Origin of the sequence: Spongiibacter pelagi (assembly GCF_014705705.1) — a bacterium.
Taxonomy (GTDB): Bacteria; Pseudomonadota; Gammaproteobacteria; order Pseudomonadales; family Spongiibacteraceae; genus Spongiibacter; species Spongiibacter pelagi.
Window position 1 is genome coordinate 17,651 of sequence record NZ_JACXLD010000012.1, and the last position, 16,661, is coordinate 34,311.

The 16,661-nt window shown below is 51.7% G+C and carries 12 protein-coding genes, 2 rRNA genes and 1 pseudogene; 1 reads left to right on the forward strand and 14 read right to left on the reverse strand.

Annotated features, from left to right (window positions below):
* Positions 1-16: 16 nt before the first annotated feature.
* From IB286_RS14045 to rimP, 11 genes and pseudogenes are all read right to left on the reverse strand, one after another.
* Positions 17-796: an alpha/beta hydrolase gene (locus IB286_RS14045; protein ID WP_190766607.1), complete on the reverse strand. Its 780-nt coding sequence runs from the start codon at positions 794-796 to the stop codon at positions 17-19.
* Positions 797-882: 86 nt separating this feature from the next.
* Complete coding sequence (locus IB286_RS15870; protein ID WP_450097561.1) at positions 883-1,878, reverse strand: DUF7840 domain-containing protein; 996 nt, start codon at positions 1,876-1,878, stop codon at positions 883-885.
* Positions 1,861-2,697, reverse strand: a pseudogene (locus IB286_RS15875) (Lnb N-terminal periplasmic domain-containing protein); the annotation flags it as partial. The pseudogene IB286_RS15875 and the gene IB286_RS15870, both read right to left, overlap by 18 nt.
* Positions 2,698-2,775: 78 nt before the next feature.
* Positions 2,776-3,258, reverse strand: a complete 483-nt coding sequence (locus IB286_RS14060; protein ID WP_190766611.1) for a DUF3015 domain-containing protein — start codon at positions 3,256-3,258, stop codon at positions 2,776-2,778.
* A 226-nt stretch (positions 3,259-3,484) separates the two neighbouring features.
* Complete coding sequence (gene pnp, locus IB286_RS14065) at positions 3,485-5,611, reverse strand: polyribonucleotide nucleotidyltransferase (protein WP_190766613.1); 2,127 nt, start codon at positions 5,609-5,611, stop codon at positions 3,485-3,487.
* Positions 5,612-5,684: 73 nt separating this feature from the next.
* Positions 5,685-5,954 carry a 30S ribosomal protein S15 gene (rpsO, locus tag IB286_RS14070; protein ID WP_190766615.1) on the reverse strand — a complete coding sequence of 90 codons (270 nt, stop codon included), beginning with the start codon at positions 5,952-5,954 and terminating at the stop codon, positions 5,685-5,687.
* Between the two features lie 158 nt (positions 5,955-6,112).
* Positions 6,113-7,036 carry a tRNA pseudouridine(55) synthase TruB gene (gene truB / locus IB286_RS14075; protein WP_190766617.1) on the reverse strand — a complete coding sequence of 308 codons (924 nt, stop codon included), beginning with the start codon at positions 7,034-7,036 and terminating at the stop codon, positions 6,113-6,115.
* A 9-nt stretch (positions 7,037-7,045) separates the two neighbouring features.
* The gene (gene rbfA, locus IB286_RS14080; protein ID WP_190766619.1) at positions 7,046-7,441 is read right to left on the reverse strand and encodes a 30S ribosome-binding factor RbfA; all 396 of its coding nucleotides are present in this window, start codon (positions 7,439-7,441) and stop codon (positions 7,046-7,048) included.
* A 15-nt stretch (positions 7,442-7,456) separates the two neighbouring features.
* On the reverse strand, positions 7,457-10,243 hold the full coding sequence (infB, locus tag IB286_RS14085) for a translation initiation factor IF-2 (protein ID WP_190766621.1): 2,787 nt from the start codon (positions 10,241-10,243) through the stop codon (positions 7,457-7,459).
* A 43-nt stretch (positions 10,244-10,286) separates the two neighbouring features.
* The gene (gene nusA, locus IB286_RS14090) at positions 10,287-11,780 is read right to left on the reverse strand and encodes a transcription termination factor NusA (protein ID WP_190766622.1); all 1,494 of its coding nucleotides are present in this window, start codon (positions 11,778-11,780) and stop codon (positions 10,287-10,289) included.
* A gap of 59 nt (positions 11,781-11,839) precedes the next feature.
* Positions 11,840-12,295 (reverse strand): ribosome maturation factor RimP, encoded by a 456-nt coding sequence (rimP, locus tag IB286_RS14095; RefSeq protein WP_190766624.1) that lies wholly within the window; start codon positions 12,293-12,295, stop codon positions 11,840-11,842.
* A 327-nt stretch (positions 12,296-12,622) separates the two neighbouring features.
* Here rimP and IB286_RS14100 point away from each other — a divergent pair, with 327 nt between their 5' ends.
* Complete coding sequence (locus IB286_RS14100) at positions 12,623-15,517, forward strand: EAL domain-containing protein (RefSeq protein WP_190766626.1); 2,895 nt, start codon at positions 12,623-12,625, stop codon at positions 15,515-15,517.
* Positions 15,518-15,641: 124 nt separating this feature from the next.
* Here the strand turns inward: IB286_RS14100 and IB286_RS14105 are convergent, their stop codons facing one another.
* The 3 genes from IB286_RS14105 to IB286_RS14115 form a co-directional block, all read right to left on the reverse strand.
* Positions 15,642-15,881, reverse strand: coding sequence for a hypothetical protein (locus IB286_RS14105; RefSeq protein ID WP_190766628.1), 240 nt, complete (start codon positions 15,879-15,881; stop codon positions 15,642-15,644).
* A 379-nt stretch (positions 15,882-16,260) separates the two neighbouring features.
* Positions 16,261-16,375: ribosomal RNA gene (gene rrf / locus IB286_RS14110) — 5S ribosomal RNA — on the reverse strand.
* Positions 16,376-16,582: 207 nt separating this feature from the next.
* Positions 16,583-16,661, reverse strand: a 23S ribosomal RNA gene (locus IB286_RS14115); the annotation flags it as partial.

Below are 16,661 nucleotides of genomic sequence, written 5' to 3' on the forward strand. Positions count from 1 at the left end.
AGCGGCTCTATTTAACTTACTGGCAAATTGAAACTGGCGGCAGATGTGCGCTTTTTATAAAAGCCATAAGCTGCTGGCGATTTTCTTCCAAGCCGAACGTTTGGATATGACCGCCTTCATATTCCAGTAATTGCTTGGGTTCGCGGGCCGCTCGCATTAATGCTTCAGCATGTGATACTGGCACTACCTCGTCATTTTTACCGTGGATAATGAATACCGGCAGCGGCGAAATATTTTCTATCGCGTCTTCCAAATCCATTCCGGAGGGCATCGCCCAAGCCGCCGGCCACTGGAATAAATAGGTCAACCAATTGCCCGCCGCTACCTCCTTGGCTATTTTGCTGTAACGGCTGAAGCCCGCATCTAATACCACTGCCGTTAAATTCGGCCAGCGCTGTTCTCGAGTACAGGGATTCTCGGCGCCAACCGCCACACCGGAAAGGCTCGCCCCTAAACTCTGCCCCAACACAATCACCGGCACCGATGAAGCGGCAAGATAATCTAAGCCCGCCTGCACATCTTCAATCGCTCCAGCGATAGTCGGCACCCCGCCCGACTGCCCGTAGCCTCGATAATCCAGCAGCAGTACATTGACACCCTCCGCTGGCAACCACATCACGCTGGCAATATGGGTGCTGATGTTTTCGGCATTGCCATGAATAAACAGGATGGTTGCCGAAGGATCTTTGCTTGCCGGCAACCACCAAGCATGAAGTTGGGTGCCATCGCGCGAACTCAGCTGTACATCGTCGTATCGCAAGCCAATTTGATCCGGAGTACGAAGCAATGGCTTCATCGGATAAAACAATAGGGACTCGCAAGCAGAAAGACTTAGGCAGATCAGTACGATGCCTAATATCTTTGGAAGCAGGCTCTTGAGAGTTAAAAATATCGGCGCCATGCCAATTTGGCCTCGGTGAACTCTTCGCCCTGTTGTCGGCTGTAGTCTAGGCTCAATCTCAAGGACTGCGCATGTTGCAACTTAAGATTCATGCCAAACTGATACCGCGTTCGGCTGGCTGCCGTGGTGAAATCCAAGTACTCCGCCGACAGCTCCGCAGAAATACGCTCGCCCTGCCAAAGCTGCCCCACCACACCACCAAGGCCAAGCTGCCAATTAACCGCTGATTCCGGGTTGTATTCCAATCGCGGCCGAACCAGAACATAGCTGGTGCCGCCCAACTCTCGCCAACTTCCGCCCACGTCTCCTTGCAGGCCAGTTTTCAGCGAATGCTCCGCACTTGGTATACGCTCAAGCCCACCTTTGACTCCCCAGCTCAGTCCCTTAGCAAACTGACTGCGTGGCGACAGCGAACGAATATCCACCGGCACCAACTCCTGCAGTTTCAATTGATCATCCTGCCAGCGCAAGCCCACTCGCAGCATTTCCAAACCAGCGCCAACCGGGTAGCCCGCCAGCGGGTCGAGGGTGTCGTGGTAGCTGATGCGCCATTGCAGATCGATAAACTCCTGATCTTCAAGCACACCCGCCCCCACATTAAACTGCGACGTTGGATGCCCAAGATCAGGCCGAGTGGGGGCCGCTGCGCTGGCATAGGGCATTTCGCCTAAGGTTTGAGATGCGCGCAGCAGGGTCAAACTGCGCTTGGCAATCTCGCTGTCTCTACTGCTTTTATTGTGCTGATAACGTAGTAAACGATAAGCAGCCATCAGCACTTGCTGCTTTGTTTGCGCTAGCGCTGAGACTTTCTGGCCATCGACCGCTTCTCTTCCCTCAGCGAGCGCAACCACCAAGTCTTTTTCTGACTCAGAAAGCCCGCCAATCAACTGTTCAAATTGCAGTTGCTTTGAGGGGCGGAACTCAACTTCTTTCACCAGCCCCTCATCCACCACACGTCGGATGGTATCGACGGGCATCGCGTAATAATCAAAGCCACTGCTTAAATCCAAGGAAGGGCGCGCCACCTCCAACAGCTCCAATAAGCGATACGCACAGTTCTGATCAAAGAAGTAATACCCAAAGCGAATGCCGTTTAACTCCCAGCCATGCTTGACCAGAAAATCAATTTCGCCCTAGTTCAAATCCAGCTCATACTCCCACATATCCCGATTTTCCAGCCGGGTATATTCCTGAATTTTTTCGTAGTAAGGCTGCAAACTGAATACACCGGGGTAGCCCCCAAAAATACCTTTATAGGCATAGAGCAAGCCATTCTCACCAGCGGGAATGCGCGCTCCAAAATTCAGCGCGTAGGACAAATAAGGCGACGCGGATCGTTCACCCGCGGGATCAAGTCGCAGGAAGGTATGGCCATACATGGAGGAAGGGCTGTTCAAATAACTCGAGGCCAGCACCAGTACCATGCGCTGCACATCTAACTTACTTCTCCAACTATCAAATTCCTCGCAGACCGGTTCAGCTGTGCCTGACATTAAACCCGCTTGCTGTAAAAATTGGCGTCTCGCCGGATAAAAACAAGCCAGCTCTGGCTGCTCTTTAAATGCGGCAAGTGTGGCTTGCAACTCGGCAAATGGGTCGACACTCCCATTTTCAGCAAGGAAGAATCTGGGGTCACGAATATAGCTGGGACCGCCAGAGCGCGGCATATGTAATAAGGTTTGCCAAGCTCGGCTCTGGGCAATATGTTCCATCGACATCGCTTGCTCTGCCGCCGAAGCCGACCCCGCAACAATCACTATCAGGAACACCGCTAAACTTTTTATTACTTTTCCCATGCCGTCTTTAACCGCAAAAAATCCCAGACAAAAAAAGCGGCCCACTTGGGGCCGCTCTTGGTTTTGCGATCTACCCGATTAGGCAGCGTATTTCGCCAAACGCGCATCTTGACGCATCAGTTCAAAAATTGAACCTACCACTTGCTCGGCGTTAACTTCCGCACTTGGGAACAGCGTGTCGAAGTTATTGTGCAGAGTCGCTTTAAACAGCGCGCGATCTTCTGCAGAAACACCCATGGAAACAGCAACAGCCGTCAGCGCTTCACCATCGCCGCGAGCTACGTCTTCAGAGAACTCGTCCATGATGGCGCCAACATTGACCATTTTCTTGCCGCCATAGGTCAATGTGCCATCAGTCGAACAGCCATTGGTACCCAGAGTCATACCAATAGTGTTGTTACCTGAGGTGCCGTTGGTGATAGATGCAACAATATGTGTGCCTAGGCCAGACTGACCTTGGAACATCATATTACCCCAGCCGCAGTTTGGGCCGCCGGGCGCAACAGCAAAAGAAGCACTGGACGCGATTGCTAGTGTTGAAGCCAACAGAATTTTTTTCATTGATATCCCCTTCCATTTGTTTTTTCTTCGCTCGGCCGTGTTTCGTCGAACGAGAACCTTGGTCGCCAAATCCGACCATGCACCCAAGACTATCACAGCAATGTAAAAAAACAGCCCTTTTTTAAATTATGACGAGGCGCTGACCACAAAAATCATTTCTAAAAAATCTAGCGCAAAAAAAAAGCCCCGCTAAAAAGCGGGGCTTTGGATCAATCCAGAAACCGATTTATTCAGCGGTTTCTTCAGCAGCGTCTTGCTCTTGCTCAGCGTTTTCCAGTTCTTTCATGGAAAGCTTGATGCGGCCGCGTTGATCAACGTCCAGTACTTTCACACGAACTTCCTGACCTTCGCTCAAGTAGTCGCTGACATTTTCCACGCGCTCGTTAGAGATTTGCGAGATGTGTACCAGACCGTCTTTACCCGGCAGAATGGTCACAAACGCGCCGAAATCTACGATGCGAGCAACGGTACCGGTGTAGATTTCGCCCACTTCCGCTTCTGCAGTGATCGCCAGAATACGATCCACAGCAGCGTCACGTGAAGCCGCGTCAGAACCGTATACACGTACGGTGCCGTCGTCTTCGATATCCACCTGCGCACCAGTTTCTTCGGTGATTGAGCGGATAGTCGCGCCGCCTTTACCGATGATGTCGCGGATTTTGTCGGAATCGACTTTCATGACATGCATAGAAGGTGCGTTGTCTGAAACACCATCACGTGGCGCAGACAGCACTTGGTTCATTTGACCCAGGATGTGCAAGCGGGCTTGTTGCGCCTGCTCCAGTGCCACTTCCATGATCTTCTGGTTAATACCTTCGATCTTGATGTCCATTTGCAGTGCGGTAACACCGTCAGCGGTACCGGCAACTTTAAAGTCCATATCGCCGAGGTGGTCTTCGTCACCGAGGATGTCGGTCAGAACGGCGAAGCGCTCGCCTTCTTTAACCAGACCCATGGCGATACCGGCAACCGGAGCTTTCAATGGTACACCAGCATCCATCAGCGACAGGCTGCCAACACAAACGGAAGCCATGGAGCTAGAACCGTTTGATTCGGTGATTTCTGAAACCACACGAATGGTGTACGGGAATTCTTCTGCTGTTGGCAGAACTGCAGCCAGACCACGACGCGCCAGACGGCCGTGACCGATTTCCCGACGGCCAGTACCGCCCATACGACCACACTCACCTACTGAGTAGGGAGGGAAGTTGTAGTGCAGCATGAAGTTGTCTTTGCGCTCGCCTTCCAGCGCATCGATGATTTGCGCATCGCGGGTGGTACCCAGAGTCGCTACACCAATCGCCTGAGTTTCACCACGGGTGAACAGTGAAGAGCCGTGGGCTTTATCCAGCACGCCGACTTCAACGGTGATTGGACGAACAGTGCGACCATCGCGACCATCGATACGGGGCTCGCCATTCAGGATACGCTGACGAACAATTTGTTTTTCCAGCTTGCCGAAAACACCTTTAACGTCTTCTGCGCTGAATTGTGGTGCTTCGCCACCCGCCAGCTGCTCAACCGCTTGGTCACGCAGCACACCCACTTGGGCGTAACGCTGCATTTTGTCGGTGATGCGGTAGGCATCGCCCAGACCGGCTTTGTAACCATCAGCAACCGCGCCCATCAGCTCGGTGTTTTCTGCTTCTGGCTGCCAATCCCAAGCAGGCTTGCCCGCTTCTGCGGCCAGCTCGCGAATCACTTGAATCGCCGCTTGCATTTCTTGGTGGGCGAACAATACCGCACCCAGCATTTGATCTTCGGTCAGTTCTTGTGCTTCTGACTCAACCATCAGCACGGCCTCTTGAGTACCGGCAACAACCATGTCCAGCAGGCTGGTTTTCAGTTGGCTGTAAGTTGGGTTCAGCAGGTAGCCTTCTTCCGCAGTGAAGCCAACGCGGGCTGCGCCGATAGGACCTGAGAAAGGAATACCTGAAACCGCCAAGGCAGCAGAAGTACCCAGCATGGCAGCGATATCTGGATCGACATCTTTTTCCGCTGACATGACGGTACAAACAACTTGGACTTCGTTCTTGAAGCCGTTAGGGAACAGCGGACGAATTGGACGATCGATCAGGCGAGAGGTCAGGGTCTCTTTCTCAGAAGGACGACCTTCACGCTTGAAGAAACCACCGGGGATTTTACCGGCTGCGTAAGCACGCTCTTGGTAATGTACCGACAGTGGGAAAAAGTCTTGGCCGGGGCTAGCAGATTTGGCACCAACAACGGTACACAGAACCTGAGTTTGACCCACGGTGACCAGTACCGCGCCAGTCGCTTGACGAGCGATACGGCCGGTTTCCAGGGTTACGGTTTGACCGCCCCACTGGAAGCTTTTAGTAATGGGATTCACGAATTAACTCCTCCCTTTTCAGGGCTGATAAATAGCACGAAGGGGCCAAGTGGCCCCCTCACTTATTCTTGTTTTAGCGACGCAGACCCAGACGCTTGATCAGAGTGCTGTAGCGCTCTTGGTTTTTACCTTTCAGGTAGTCCAGCAGTTTGCGGCGCTGGTTAACCATGCGGATCAGACCGCGACGGGAATGGTGGTCTTTCTTGTTGCCTTCGAAGTGACCTTGCAGTTTGTTGATGTTTACGGTCAGCAGGGCAACCTGTACTTCAGGGGAGCCAGTGTCACCTTCAGCAGTTTGGTACTCTTTTACGATTTCAGCTTTTTCAGCGGCAGACAGTGCCATGTTCATTTCCTCGTCATGATATGCGATGAAAATCGAGCCTGACCGCGCATATCTACAGACAGGTTCGGAGGTGTTAATTCACCCCGTATTTCGATCGAATCAGCACGCAGCCAATTCGGCCGCGCATTATCACATAAATACTGGCGGGATAACACTTTTTAGTGAGCGATCAGGCGCTTTGGTTTGAGGCGGCCATCTTCTTGTACTTCGCCCACGCCCAAAAATTGTTGCTGCTCGTCAAACAACACAATTTGCCCGGACTCCGGCAGGCCATTAGCCTGAACAGCTTGCCCCTGAAGCAGGTAATAAGCCGTCGTTTCCGGCAATGTAATGGAAGGCAAATGGCCGAGTGCCGACTCGATTGGTAGCAAAAGCGCATCTAGCCCATCAAAATCCTGCTGGTCTCGAAGCGCTTGAATATGATCAAGCGTATAGGACTGTTCGAGATTAAATGGCCCCGCCTGGGTGCGGCGAAGGCTATGGATGTGAGCACCCACTCCTAGAGCTTGCCCCAGATCATCGGTCAGCGAACGAATATAGGTGCCTTTGCTACAGGCGACGTCGAACAGACCAGAGGCCGCCTCGCTAGCGTTGAATTCCAACATATCGAAACGCGAAATATGCGCGGGGCGCGCCGGGCGCTCGACTTCAATACCAGCTCGCGCCAGCTCATAGAGCGGGCGGCCATTGCGTTTAAGTGCCGAATACATGGGCGGCACTTGCAGGATATCGCCGCGAAAATCCACCAGCGCCGCTTCCACCTGCGCCGCTGTTAATTCACCGCAGGGCTTTTCTTCCACCACTTCACCTTCAGCATCCAGCGTATCGGTACGCTGACCAAAGCGAACGCCGCTTAAATAGGCTTTATCGGCATCGAGCAAATATTGCGAGAACTTGGTGGCTTCACCAAGGCAGATAGGCAACACACCGGAGGCGAGAGGATCGAGCGCACCGGTATGACCGGCTTTTTGAGCGTTGTAGATGGCGCGCACCGCAACCATCACACCATTAGATGTGCGGCCGGTGGGTTTATCTAAAATAAGAATGCCATCAACCTGACGGCCCTTGCGTCGCCTTGCCATTGTGCGAATTTATGCTTGGGAAGGATCCTGATCGTCTTCGTGAAAACGGCGATCCGCTTCCATAGCATCGTCGATCAATTTGGAAAGTTGCTGGCCACGACCCACGCTGGCATCGAAGTAGAAATGCAGCGAGGGGGTAGTGCGAGCATTATTGAAACGGGCGACTTTGCTGCGCAGGAAACCTGCCGCTTTATTCAATACGGCGACAGATTCGGCCGCTTCTTCCGCCGTATTTTTGCCCAGCACCGTAACATAGACCTTGGCATGACTGAGATCACGACTGACCTCAGCATCGGTCACGCTGACCATACCCAAGCGCGGGTCGCGCAGTTCGAGTTGAATCAAACTGCCCAGCTCGCGCTTGAGGAAGTCGGCAATGCGTTCGGTGCGACTGAATTCTTTCATCGTAAAAGGGCGCGCTTAGAGGCTGCGCGCAATCTCCTTCACGTCGAAGACTTCAATCTTGTCGCCGGGGCGCACGTCTTTGTAGTTCTTCACACCGATACCACACTCAAGGCCGTTTTTAACCTCGCTGGCATCGTCTTTAAAGCGACGCAGAGATTCCAGCTCGCCTTCGTAAATCACCACATCGTCGCGCAGAACGCGGATCGGTTTGCTGCGGTAAACGGTACCTTCCACCACCATACAACCGGCGATATCGCCGAACTTCGGTGAGCGGAATACATCGCGCACTTCGGCAATGCCGACGATTTCTTCGCGAACTTCTGGGCTCAACATACCGCTCAGCGCCTGCTTAACGTCGTCGATCAGGTCGTAAATAACGCTGTAGTAACGCAAGTCTACGCCTTCGTTTTCAGCCAACTTACGCGCACTTGAATCCGCACGAACGTTGAAACCGAACATAACCGCACCGGCAGTCATCGCCAGGTTTACATCGGTTTCGGTCAGACCGCCGACACCACCAGAAACGATATTCACGTTAACTTCTTCGTTGCCGATATCCAGCAGCGAGGCCTGAATGGCTTCAAGCGAACCGCGCACGTCGGCCTTAACCAGTACGTTCAAGGTCTTGCGCTCACCGGCCGCCATGCTTTCAAACATGCGATCCAGTTTGGCAGCTTGCTGACGCTTGATGCGATTTTCACGCTCACGGTGCTGACGGAAATCAGCCACTTCGCGGGCGCGCTTGTCGTTTTCAACCACAACAAAGTTATCACCGGCTTCAGGGGTGCCATCCAAACCGAGAATTTCAACCGGGATAGATGGGCCTGCGGTATCAATCGGCTTACCGTTTTCATCCAGCATTGCACGAACACGGCCGTAGCACTGACCCGCAAGAACGATATCACCCTGCTTTAGGGTGCCGCTTTGAATCAGGATAGACGCAACCGCACCACGACCTTTATCTAGACGCGATTCGATAACCAGACCTTGGGCTGGAACATCCGCCGCCGCTTTCAGTTCCAGCAGTTCGGCTTGCAGCAATACCGCATCCAGCAGCGCACTTACACCGTCACCAGTATGCGCAGACACCGGCACAAACTGAGTATCGCCGCCCCATTCTTCTGGGATAACGTCTTTCGCCGCCAGTTCGTTTTTAACGCGATCTGGATCAGCGGCTTCTTTGTCCATTTTGTTAATGGCAACAACCAAAGGCACACCAGCCGCACGCGCGTGGGCAACAGCCTCTTCGGTTTGTGGCATTACGCCGTCATCGGCCGCCACCACCAGAATAACGATATCGGTACTCTTGGCACCGCGCGCACGCATGGCAGTAAACGCCGCGTGACCGGGGGTATCCAAGAAGGTGATCATGCCGTGACCGGTTTCTACGTGGTAGGCACCGATATGCTGGGTAATACCACCGGCTTCGCCGCTGGCAACACGCGATGAGCGGATGTAATCCAGCAAGGAGGTTTTACCGTGGTCAACGTGGCCCATAACGGTTACCACAGGCGCGCGTGGCAGCAATGTGCCCTCGCCGTGAGAAGTCAGCGTTTCTTCCAGCGCTTCTTCAACCGCAGTATCGGATACCAGCTTGACCTTATGACCCATTTCTTCAACCACTAGCTGGGCAGTTTCCTGATCCAGCGCTTGGTTGATGGTCACCATCATGCCCATTTTAAACAGCTCTTTAATCACCTCGGCCGCTTTCACTTTCATTTGTGAAGCCAGCTCAGTTGGGGTGATGGTTTCCGAGATGTTTACCTCGTAAATAATTTTGTCGGTCGGCGTTTGGAAACCGTGACGCTGCGCATCTTCTGGCAGTTTCAGGGTCTTCTTACGACGGCGACCGCCTTGGCGATCGTCACCAAAGCCATCGTCGAAGTCATCACGACTCTTACGACCTTTAGTGCTGCCGCGACGGCGTGGTGAATCATCGTCATTTTTGGGCGCTTCACGCATATGGCGTGGGCCGCGATTGTCGTCTTTCTTGCCTTTGCCTTTAGCGTCTGCAGCACTATCGCGCTCGCGCTTCTCTTTTTCAGCACGGGCTTCTTCTTCACGCTTTTTCTTGGCCAACAACTCAGCGCGGCGTTGCTTTTCTTTCTCTTCTTCTTCCTTGCGGCGCAGAATAGCGCGCTGACGCAAGACTTCAGGATCGATTTCAATCGCCGCCGATTCTTCTGGCTCAGTTTTCAGTTCTTCAGCCGCTTCGGGTGCCGCTTCAGCCACTTCTTTTACTGTTTCAGCAGGCTCTTCAGCAGGGGTTTCGACCGCAGGCGCTTCTTCAGCAACGGGTTCTTCCGCAACTGGTTCCTCTTTTGTCTCGGGCTCGGCGGTTTGTTCTGCAACTTCAGCAACGGTTTCAACAGTCGTTTCAACAACCTCAGTCACTGGCGCTTCTTCTACCACTTCGGCAACCGCTTCAACTTCGGCTGCTTCCGCTTCCAGCGCTTCCTGTTGACGCGCTTCTTCTGCTGCCGCTTCTGCCGCCAGTTCCGCCGGATCGCGTTTCACGTAAGTACGTTTTTTGCGCACTTCGATATTGACGGTCTTCTTGCTCGCACCCGATCCTGTTTTCAGGGTGCTAATGGTTTTGCGCTTGAGGGTAATCTTGCGCGGCGCATCTGCGGATTCACCGTGACTGCGCTTCAGGTAGGTCAGCAAGGTTTGTTTGTCTTCGTCAGACACAACCTGCTCGGCCGCGCTGTGTTTCAGCCCGGCTTCTTTCATCTGCCGCAGTAAGCGCTCTACCGGTGCACCCACAACTTCGGCGAGCTGACTTACGGTAACTTCAGCCATTCATCAATCTCCCTAAAACGTCTCTCTGGCCCTTAAAGTGGAATTATTCGCTGTCTTCAGCAAACCACGGGGCACGGGCGGTCATAATCAGTTCAGCCGCCAACTCTTCGGTCATGTCTTCAATATCCAGAAGATCTTCAACGGCCTGTTCAGCCAGATCTTCCATAGTCACAATGCCTTTGCTTGCCAGCACATAGGCGAGGTGACGTTCCATGCCGTCCATATTCAATAGATCTTCTGCAGGCTCAGCGCTTTCCAGCTTTTCTTCGCTGGCAATAGCTTGGGTCAGCAGCGCATCTTTCGCACGAGCGCGAAGCTCTTGCGCGATGTCTTCATCAAAACCTTCAATCGCGACCATTTCTTCCAGCGGCACATAGGCCACTTCTTCCAAGGTCGTGAAGCCTTCTTCCACCAATACCTCGGCAACATCCTCATCAATATCGAGGGCGTTCATAAAGGTTTCGATGATTTCGCCAGATTCCTGCTCGTGCTTCTCGGCCATTTCATCAACGCTCATTACGTTGATGGTCCAGCCGGTCAATTCGCTAGCCAAACGTACGTTTTGTCCGGCACGACCAATAGACTGAGCGAGGTTATCTTCCTGCACCCCCACATCCATAGTGTGAGAATCTTCGTCAACAACGATAGATTCCACTTCTGCAGGAGCCATGGCGTTAATTACGAGCTGAGCTGGGTTGTCGTCCCACAGCACAATATCTACGCGCTCATTGCCGAGTTCGCCGGATACGGCTTGGACACGCGAACCACGCATACCCACACAGGCGCCAACAGGGTCAATACGACCGTCGTTGGTTTTAACCGCAATTTTGGCGCGAGAGCCGGGATCGCGAGCAGCGGCGCGAATTTCGATAACCTGCTCGGAAATTTCTGGCACTTCAATTTTGAACAATTCGACCAGCATTTCTGGGCAAGCACGGCTCAGGAACAATTGCGGGCCACGCGCTTCTGGACGCACTTCGTGCAGAATGGCACGCACGCGATCATTGATGCGGAATACTTCGCGACCCACCAGCTCTTCGCGAGGCAGCAGGGCTTCTGCGTTGTTACCCAGATCAATAATAATGCTGTCGCGGGTCACTTTTTTCACGGTGCCGTTAATCAGTTCACCGACGCGATCGCGGTACTGATCGACCACTTGCGCACGCTCAGCATCGCGCACTTTCTGCACGATAACTTGCTTGGCGGTTTGCGCTGCGATACGACCAAAGCCGACGTTTTCAACCACTTCTTCGTGGATATCGCCCGCTTTCAGACTGGTATCGACCTCATGGGCTTCTTCCAAGGTAAATTGGGTACCCAGTTCCGCCAGTTGATCATCTGGCATTACCAGCCAGCGACGGTAGGTAACGTAATCGCCGGTGTGACGATCAATCACCACGGTAATATCGGAATCCTCGTCGTAGCGTTTCTTGGTGGCCGTTGCCAACGCCTGTTCAATGGCTTCGAAGATGATGTCTCGCGACACACCTTTTTCATTGGAAACCGCTTCCGCTACCAGCAAGATCTCTTTGCTCATTGCACGCCTCGTTCAAAAAAGCCGGCTGAATGCCGTGCATTCATTATCCTGTTAACCCGCTAGAAGCGGGGCACCACATTCGCTTTATCGATTTGATCGATGGGCAGCAAATATTCATGCTCATCCACCATCAAAACGACGTCCTCATCTTCGACCGCAACCAAGCGCCCGAGAAATTTGCGCCGACCTTCAAAGGCCATCCGCAGGCGCACACTGACATCACTGCCGATGTAACGCTGAAACTGATCCAGATTGTAAAGTGGTCGATCCATGCCCGGCGACGACACTTCAAGGGTGTAATCGCTGGCGATGGGGTCTTCCACATCCAACACGCCGCTTAACTGGTGACTGACTTTGGCGCAGTCATCTACGGTGATGCCGTTTTCTGAGTCGATATAGATTCGCAGGCTGGCGTGACGACCCTGGGACTGATATTCCACTCCCCAGAACTCGAAACCCAGCGCCTCTACGCTCGGGCGCAGCAGCGTGTCAAATTTGTCAGACTTGCCAGCCATGAATCATTCACCAATAAAAAATGGGCCCGAGGCCCACTTAAAAAATTCCTGTGTCGCACACCGAAAACTACACCGTGGTGATACGAAAAAGCCCCTGCAGGAGGGGCTTCCAAAAAATCCTTGCCCGGACGAGATGTGGTCCACCTATCCGCAGCCCCGGCGAATGGGCCAAAACCCCTTCCCCTAAATCTGGAGGCGGAATTATAGGGCAATGCCATGCTTCGGTCAATTTCCGTTACACATTTAAAATATCGGCTTTCGCCTCTACAGCGCAGCGCTTCAGTGCTACTATTTTTTCTTAAATAATTTCATCTCCAAGGCGTCACTTTGTTTTCACTAAGCCTCCGCCATAGTATTCCTGCGGTCATTATCGCCATGACCCTAGGCTTTGCGCTGGGCAATTATGTGTTAGAGCAGGGTAATTTCACTGCTAGCTCAAAGTTTTGGCTGATCATTGCATTAGGCTCAGTGCTTGCTCTTATTGGCGCTTTCTTTATTCATTACGCAATTATTCTTCCCCTGCTTACACTCGGCAACAGTATTCGAGCTTGGCAACAAGATTTCGATAAACCACCAAAGCCTGTTACTGGCGCCAAGGAAATCCGCCTGCTAAGCACGCAATTTTCAGACATCACCAATGAAATTGCAGAGCAGCATCAGCGCCTAAAAATTTTCTTCGACCGCCAATTACAGATGGTGGTGCTTTATAGCCCGGACGGCGACCTTATTGAATGCAATACGCTGGTTCAGCAATTTTGCGGCATGAGCAATGAGCAACTAAGGGGCTTTAAAGCGTGGAATGGCCCTTGGCTGCCCGCCGTCAGCAATGCCGGTGAGGTTTTTAAATTCGATTTTGAAACCGCCGTTCGTACCAAGGCAACAATTTCTCACGAGGCCATTGTTAAGAACCACAACAATCAGCTGCGCCATATTCGCTACGCCCTAGTCCCGATTCTCGATAAAGATGAAAAGGTCAAATTTGTACTTTCTGAAGTGCAAGACGACACGGAATTACAAGAAAAGGAAGGCCAACGCCTACGCTTACTTTCGTTCTATACCATGTTGATGGAATTGCATTCAGCCATGGTGAGAGACACCTCTATTAGCGAGCTCTACGATGATATTTGTAAGATTATTATTTCCCACGGGGAGTTTGTCGCAACGTATATCGCGCATATTGATTTTGAGTCCAAAGATGTTCGCCCCGTCACCGGAAATGGCTCAAAGTGGCAGACTTTGCAACACGTCCGCTTCTCCATTGATCCAGATATACCGGAAGGCCGAGGCCCAACCGGGCTGTCACTTCGTTCTGGCAAGCCCTATGTATGCAATGACACGCAAACCGACGATAGCACCAAAGATTTCAGAACCAACCTGAAAAAACTGGGTATTGGCTCAATGGCAGTACTGCCTCTGTATGAAAATAAACAAGTCATCGGCAGCCTTGCTCTCTACAGCGAGCAATCCCATGCCTTTGCCCCTGATTTAGTGAAGTTATTAGAAACCTTGGCCAATGACCTTTCATACGCCAGAGAAATCAGAATAAAAAATCAGCAGCTGTCACTTTCCGCTGAAGTCATTAACAACGCTCAAGACTCGCTGATGATTCTTGATCTAAGCTGGAAGGTGCTCAGCGCCAATTTGGCCTTTTACCAAAGCAGCGGTTATACCAGCCAAGAAGTGCTTGGCGTCGATTTCTTTAGCCTTGGAAAAATCCCCGGTACAGACAAAGCCTTTGAAGAGCTCAAAGACATTATCAATAGCAAAGGAAGCTGGCAGGGCGAAACCACCGTGATGCGGAAGTCCGGCGAAACTTACCCCGCCCAGATAAAACTGTCTGGCGTCAAAGATATCAACGGCCAACTCAGCCATATTATCTACACCGCCACCGATATCAGCAAAGCCAAGCAGGCCAAAGAAGAAGCAGACTTTCTTACCCTGTTCGATCCGCTCACCGGTCTAGCTAACCGAAATCAACTGCGGAATACCTTTGTCGAGAAAATATCCCAGCACGACGCCAGCAAGTCTCAGCTAGCCATTATGGTGCTGGATGTTGACCACTTTAAAAATATTAATGACTCTTTAGGCCATGCCGCTGGCGATGAGGTAATCAAAACCATTGCACAACGCCTAAAGGGCTTAATGCGTCCTAACGATGTATTAGCAAGAATCGGCGGTGATGAGTTTGCGCTATGCCTTGAGAATGCCGACGCGGATATTTTGTCCTTATTGGCACAGCAATATTTATGGGCCTTTGATAAAGCCATCAACGTCAATGGCCATTCAGTCGTCCTCCGAGCCAGCATCGGGGTAGCCATTGCCCACCAAGATGGCGAAAATTTTGAAGACCTGTTCCGTAACGCCGACGCCGCCATGTATCAGGCGAAGCTGATGGGGCGTAATCGCTTCCATTTCTTCACTGAAGAGCTCAACCAAAGTGCGAAAGAAAAGCTGTTTATCGAAACCGCACTTCACAATGCCATCGAAAATGGCGAGCTTAAACTTTTTTACCAAGCCAAAGTTGCACTCTGCAATAAACGCATTGTCGGCATGGAAGCGCTGATGCGCTGGAACAATCCGCAGCTCGGCCAGATTTCACCGGACAAATTTATTTCGATAGCAGAGCAATCTGACCTAATTGACTCTATTGGCGAGTGGGCGCTCATCGAGGCCTGCCGACAACATAAAGAATGGCAAGCATTGGGGCACGGCTGCATTCCAATTTCAGTGAATGTCTCAGCTAGGCAGTTCAGTAGTGAGTTAGTGAGCAAGATAAAGAACGCGCTGCAATGCTCTGCGCTTCCGCCTTCTGCACTGTCAATTGAAATCACCGAAACGGTGCTAGCGATTAACGCCGAGCAAACGTTGGATATTCTTAATGAACTATCCGAACTCGGCATTAAAATCTACGTTGATGATTTTGGCACTGGCTATTCCAATCTCGCTTACTTAAAACGATTTCCACTGGATGGGCTTAAGCTCGACCGTGCCTTTGTAAACGATTTAGAGACAGATCCCGAAGACCGGGCGATTGCCAGCTCAGTCATTAATTTAGGGCACGCTTTAAACCTTCCCGTTATCGCTGAAGGTGTCGAAAATCAACGCCAAGTGGACATTCTTATTGAGATGGGATGCGATGAGGTTCAGGGCTTTTTTTACAGCAAACCGCTAGCGGGTCACGAAGTCATTTCAAATCTCAAAGCGCAAGACTTACTGATATAGCGCTTTGTAATTTTTCCCTCGTAAAACGAAAGCCCTCAAATTAAAAGCGCATAAATCAAAAGCCCTTTAAATAAAAAGCCCCGCATAGCAGGGCCTTCTTGTTTCAAACTTGCGAGGCAGAAACTTACTCTTCAGTAGTTTCTTCAGCCGCTTCTTCGGCTGCAGCTTCTTCCGCAGGTGCTTCTTCAGCAACCGCTTCTGGCTCTGCTGGCTTTGGCTCAGTCAGTTTGATCAGACCGGCTTCCAGCAGTACTTGTACTTTTTCATCAGCATTCAGCCACTTACGGCCTTTTGCACGAACGGCATAACGACCGTTACGCTTTTGCAGGATTGCGTAGCTTTCAGTTTCTTTAACAGTTTTCATTAGACTTACTCTCGTCGATTTCAGTTAGGCCCAAAAATGGGTGGGGGATTGTAGCCTATGCTGGAAAATCAAGAAAGATGGGGAATGAAGTACCGGGAGGAAGCTAAGATTCGGGAGAAGGTCAGGGGAAATTAAAGTGATGACCTGCATTAAGTCGCCTGGATGCTGGCGGTAGTTAGACGAACAGATGACCTACTTTGAGCAGAAGCTGCGCTTCTGCCCCTCCGGGCGCCTCCGCGTTGCTTCGGCGTCCAAGCCGGTTCCGCAGGAACATCGGCTTGTCACATGGCAGCCGTTGGCTGCGTTACGGAACAGAGATTTTCTCCGGCTAAATAAAAAACCCCGGACAGCTGCGCTGACCGGGGTGTTTTATTTAGAAGCCTGGCGATGACCTACTCTCACATGGGGAAACCCCACACTACCATCGGCGATGACACGTTTCACTTCTGAGTTCGGGATGGATCAGGTGGTTCCATGTCTCTATTGTCGCCAGGCAAACTGGTTTGTGATGCTTTGAGTCTTATAGTCGCGTTGACCGGCTCTCACACTCACAAATAGGGCGGTAATTAAGCTGATTCTTGAATCTGTTTTCTCTCGTTCCCTTGCGGGCAAACAATCCGTCGGACAGTTTCTTTCTACATCGATGTGTAGTCGACTTTGTTTTCTTCAAAGTCTTTATGATGGCTAAACCACTTGATTATATGGTCAAGCCTCACGAGCAATTAGTACAGGTTAGCTCAACGCCTTACAACGCTTACACACCCTGCCTATCAACGTCCT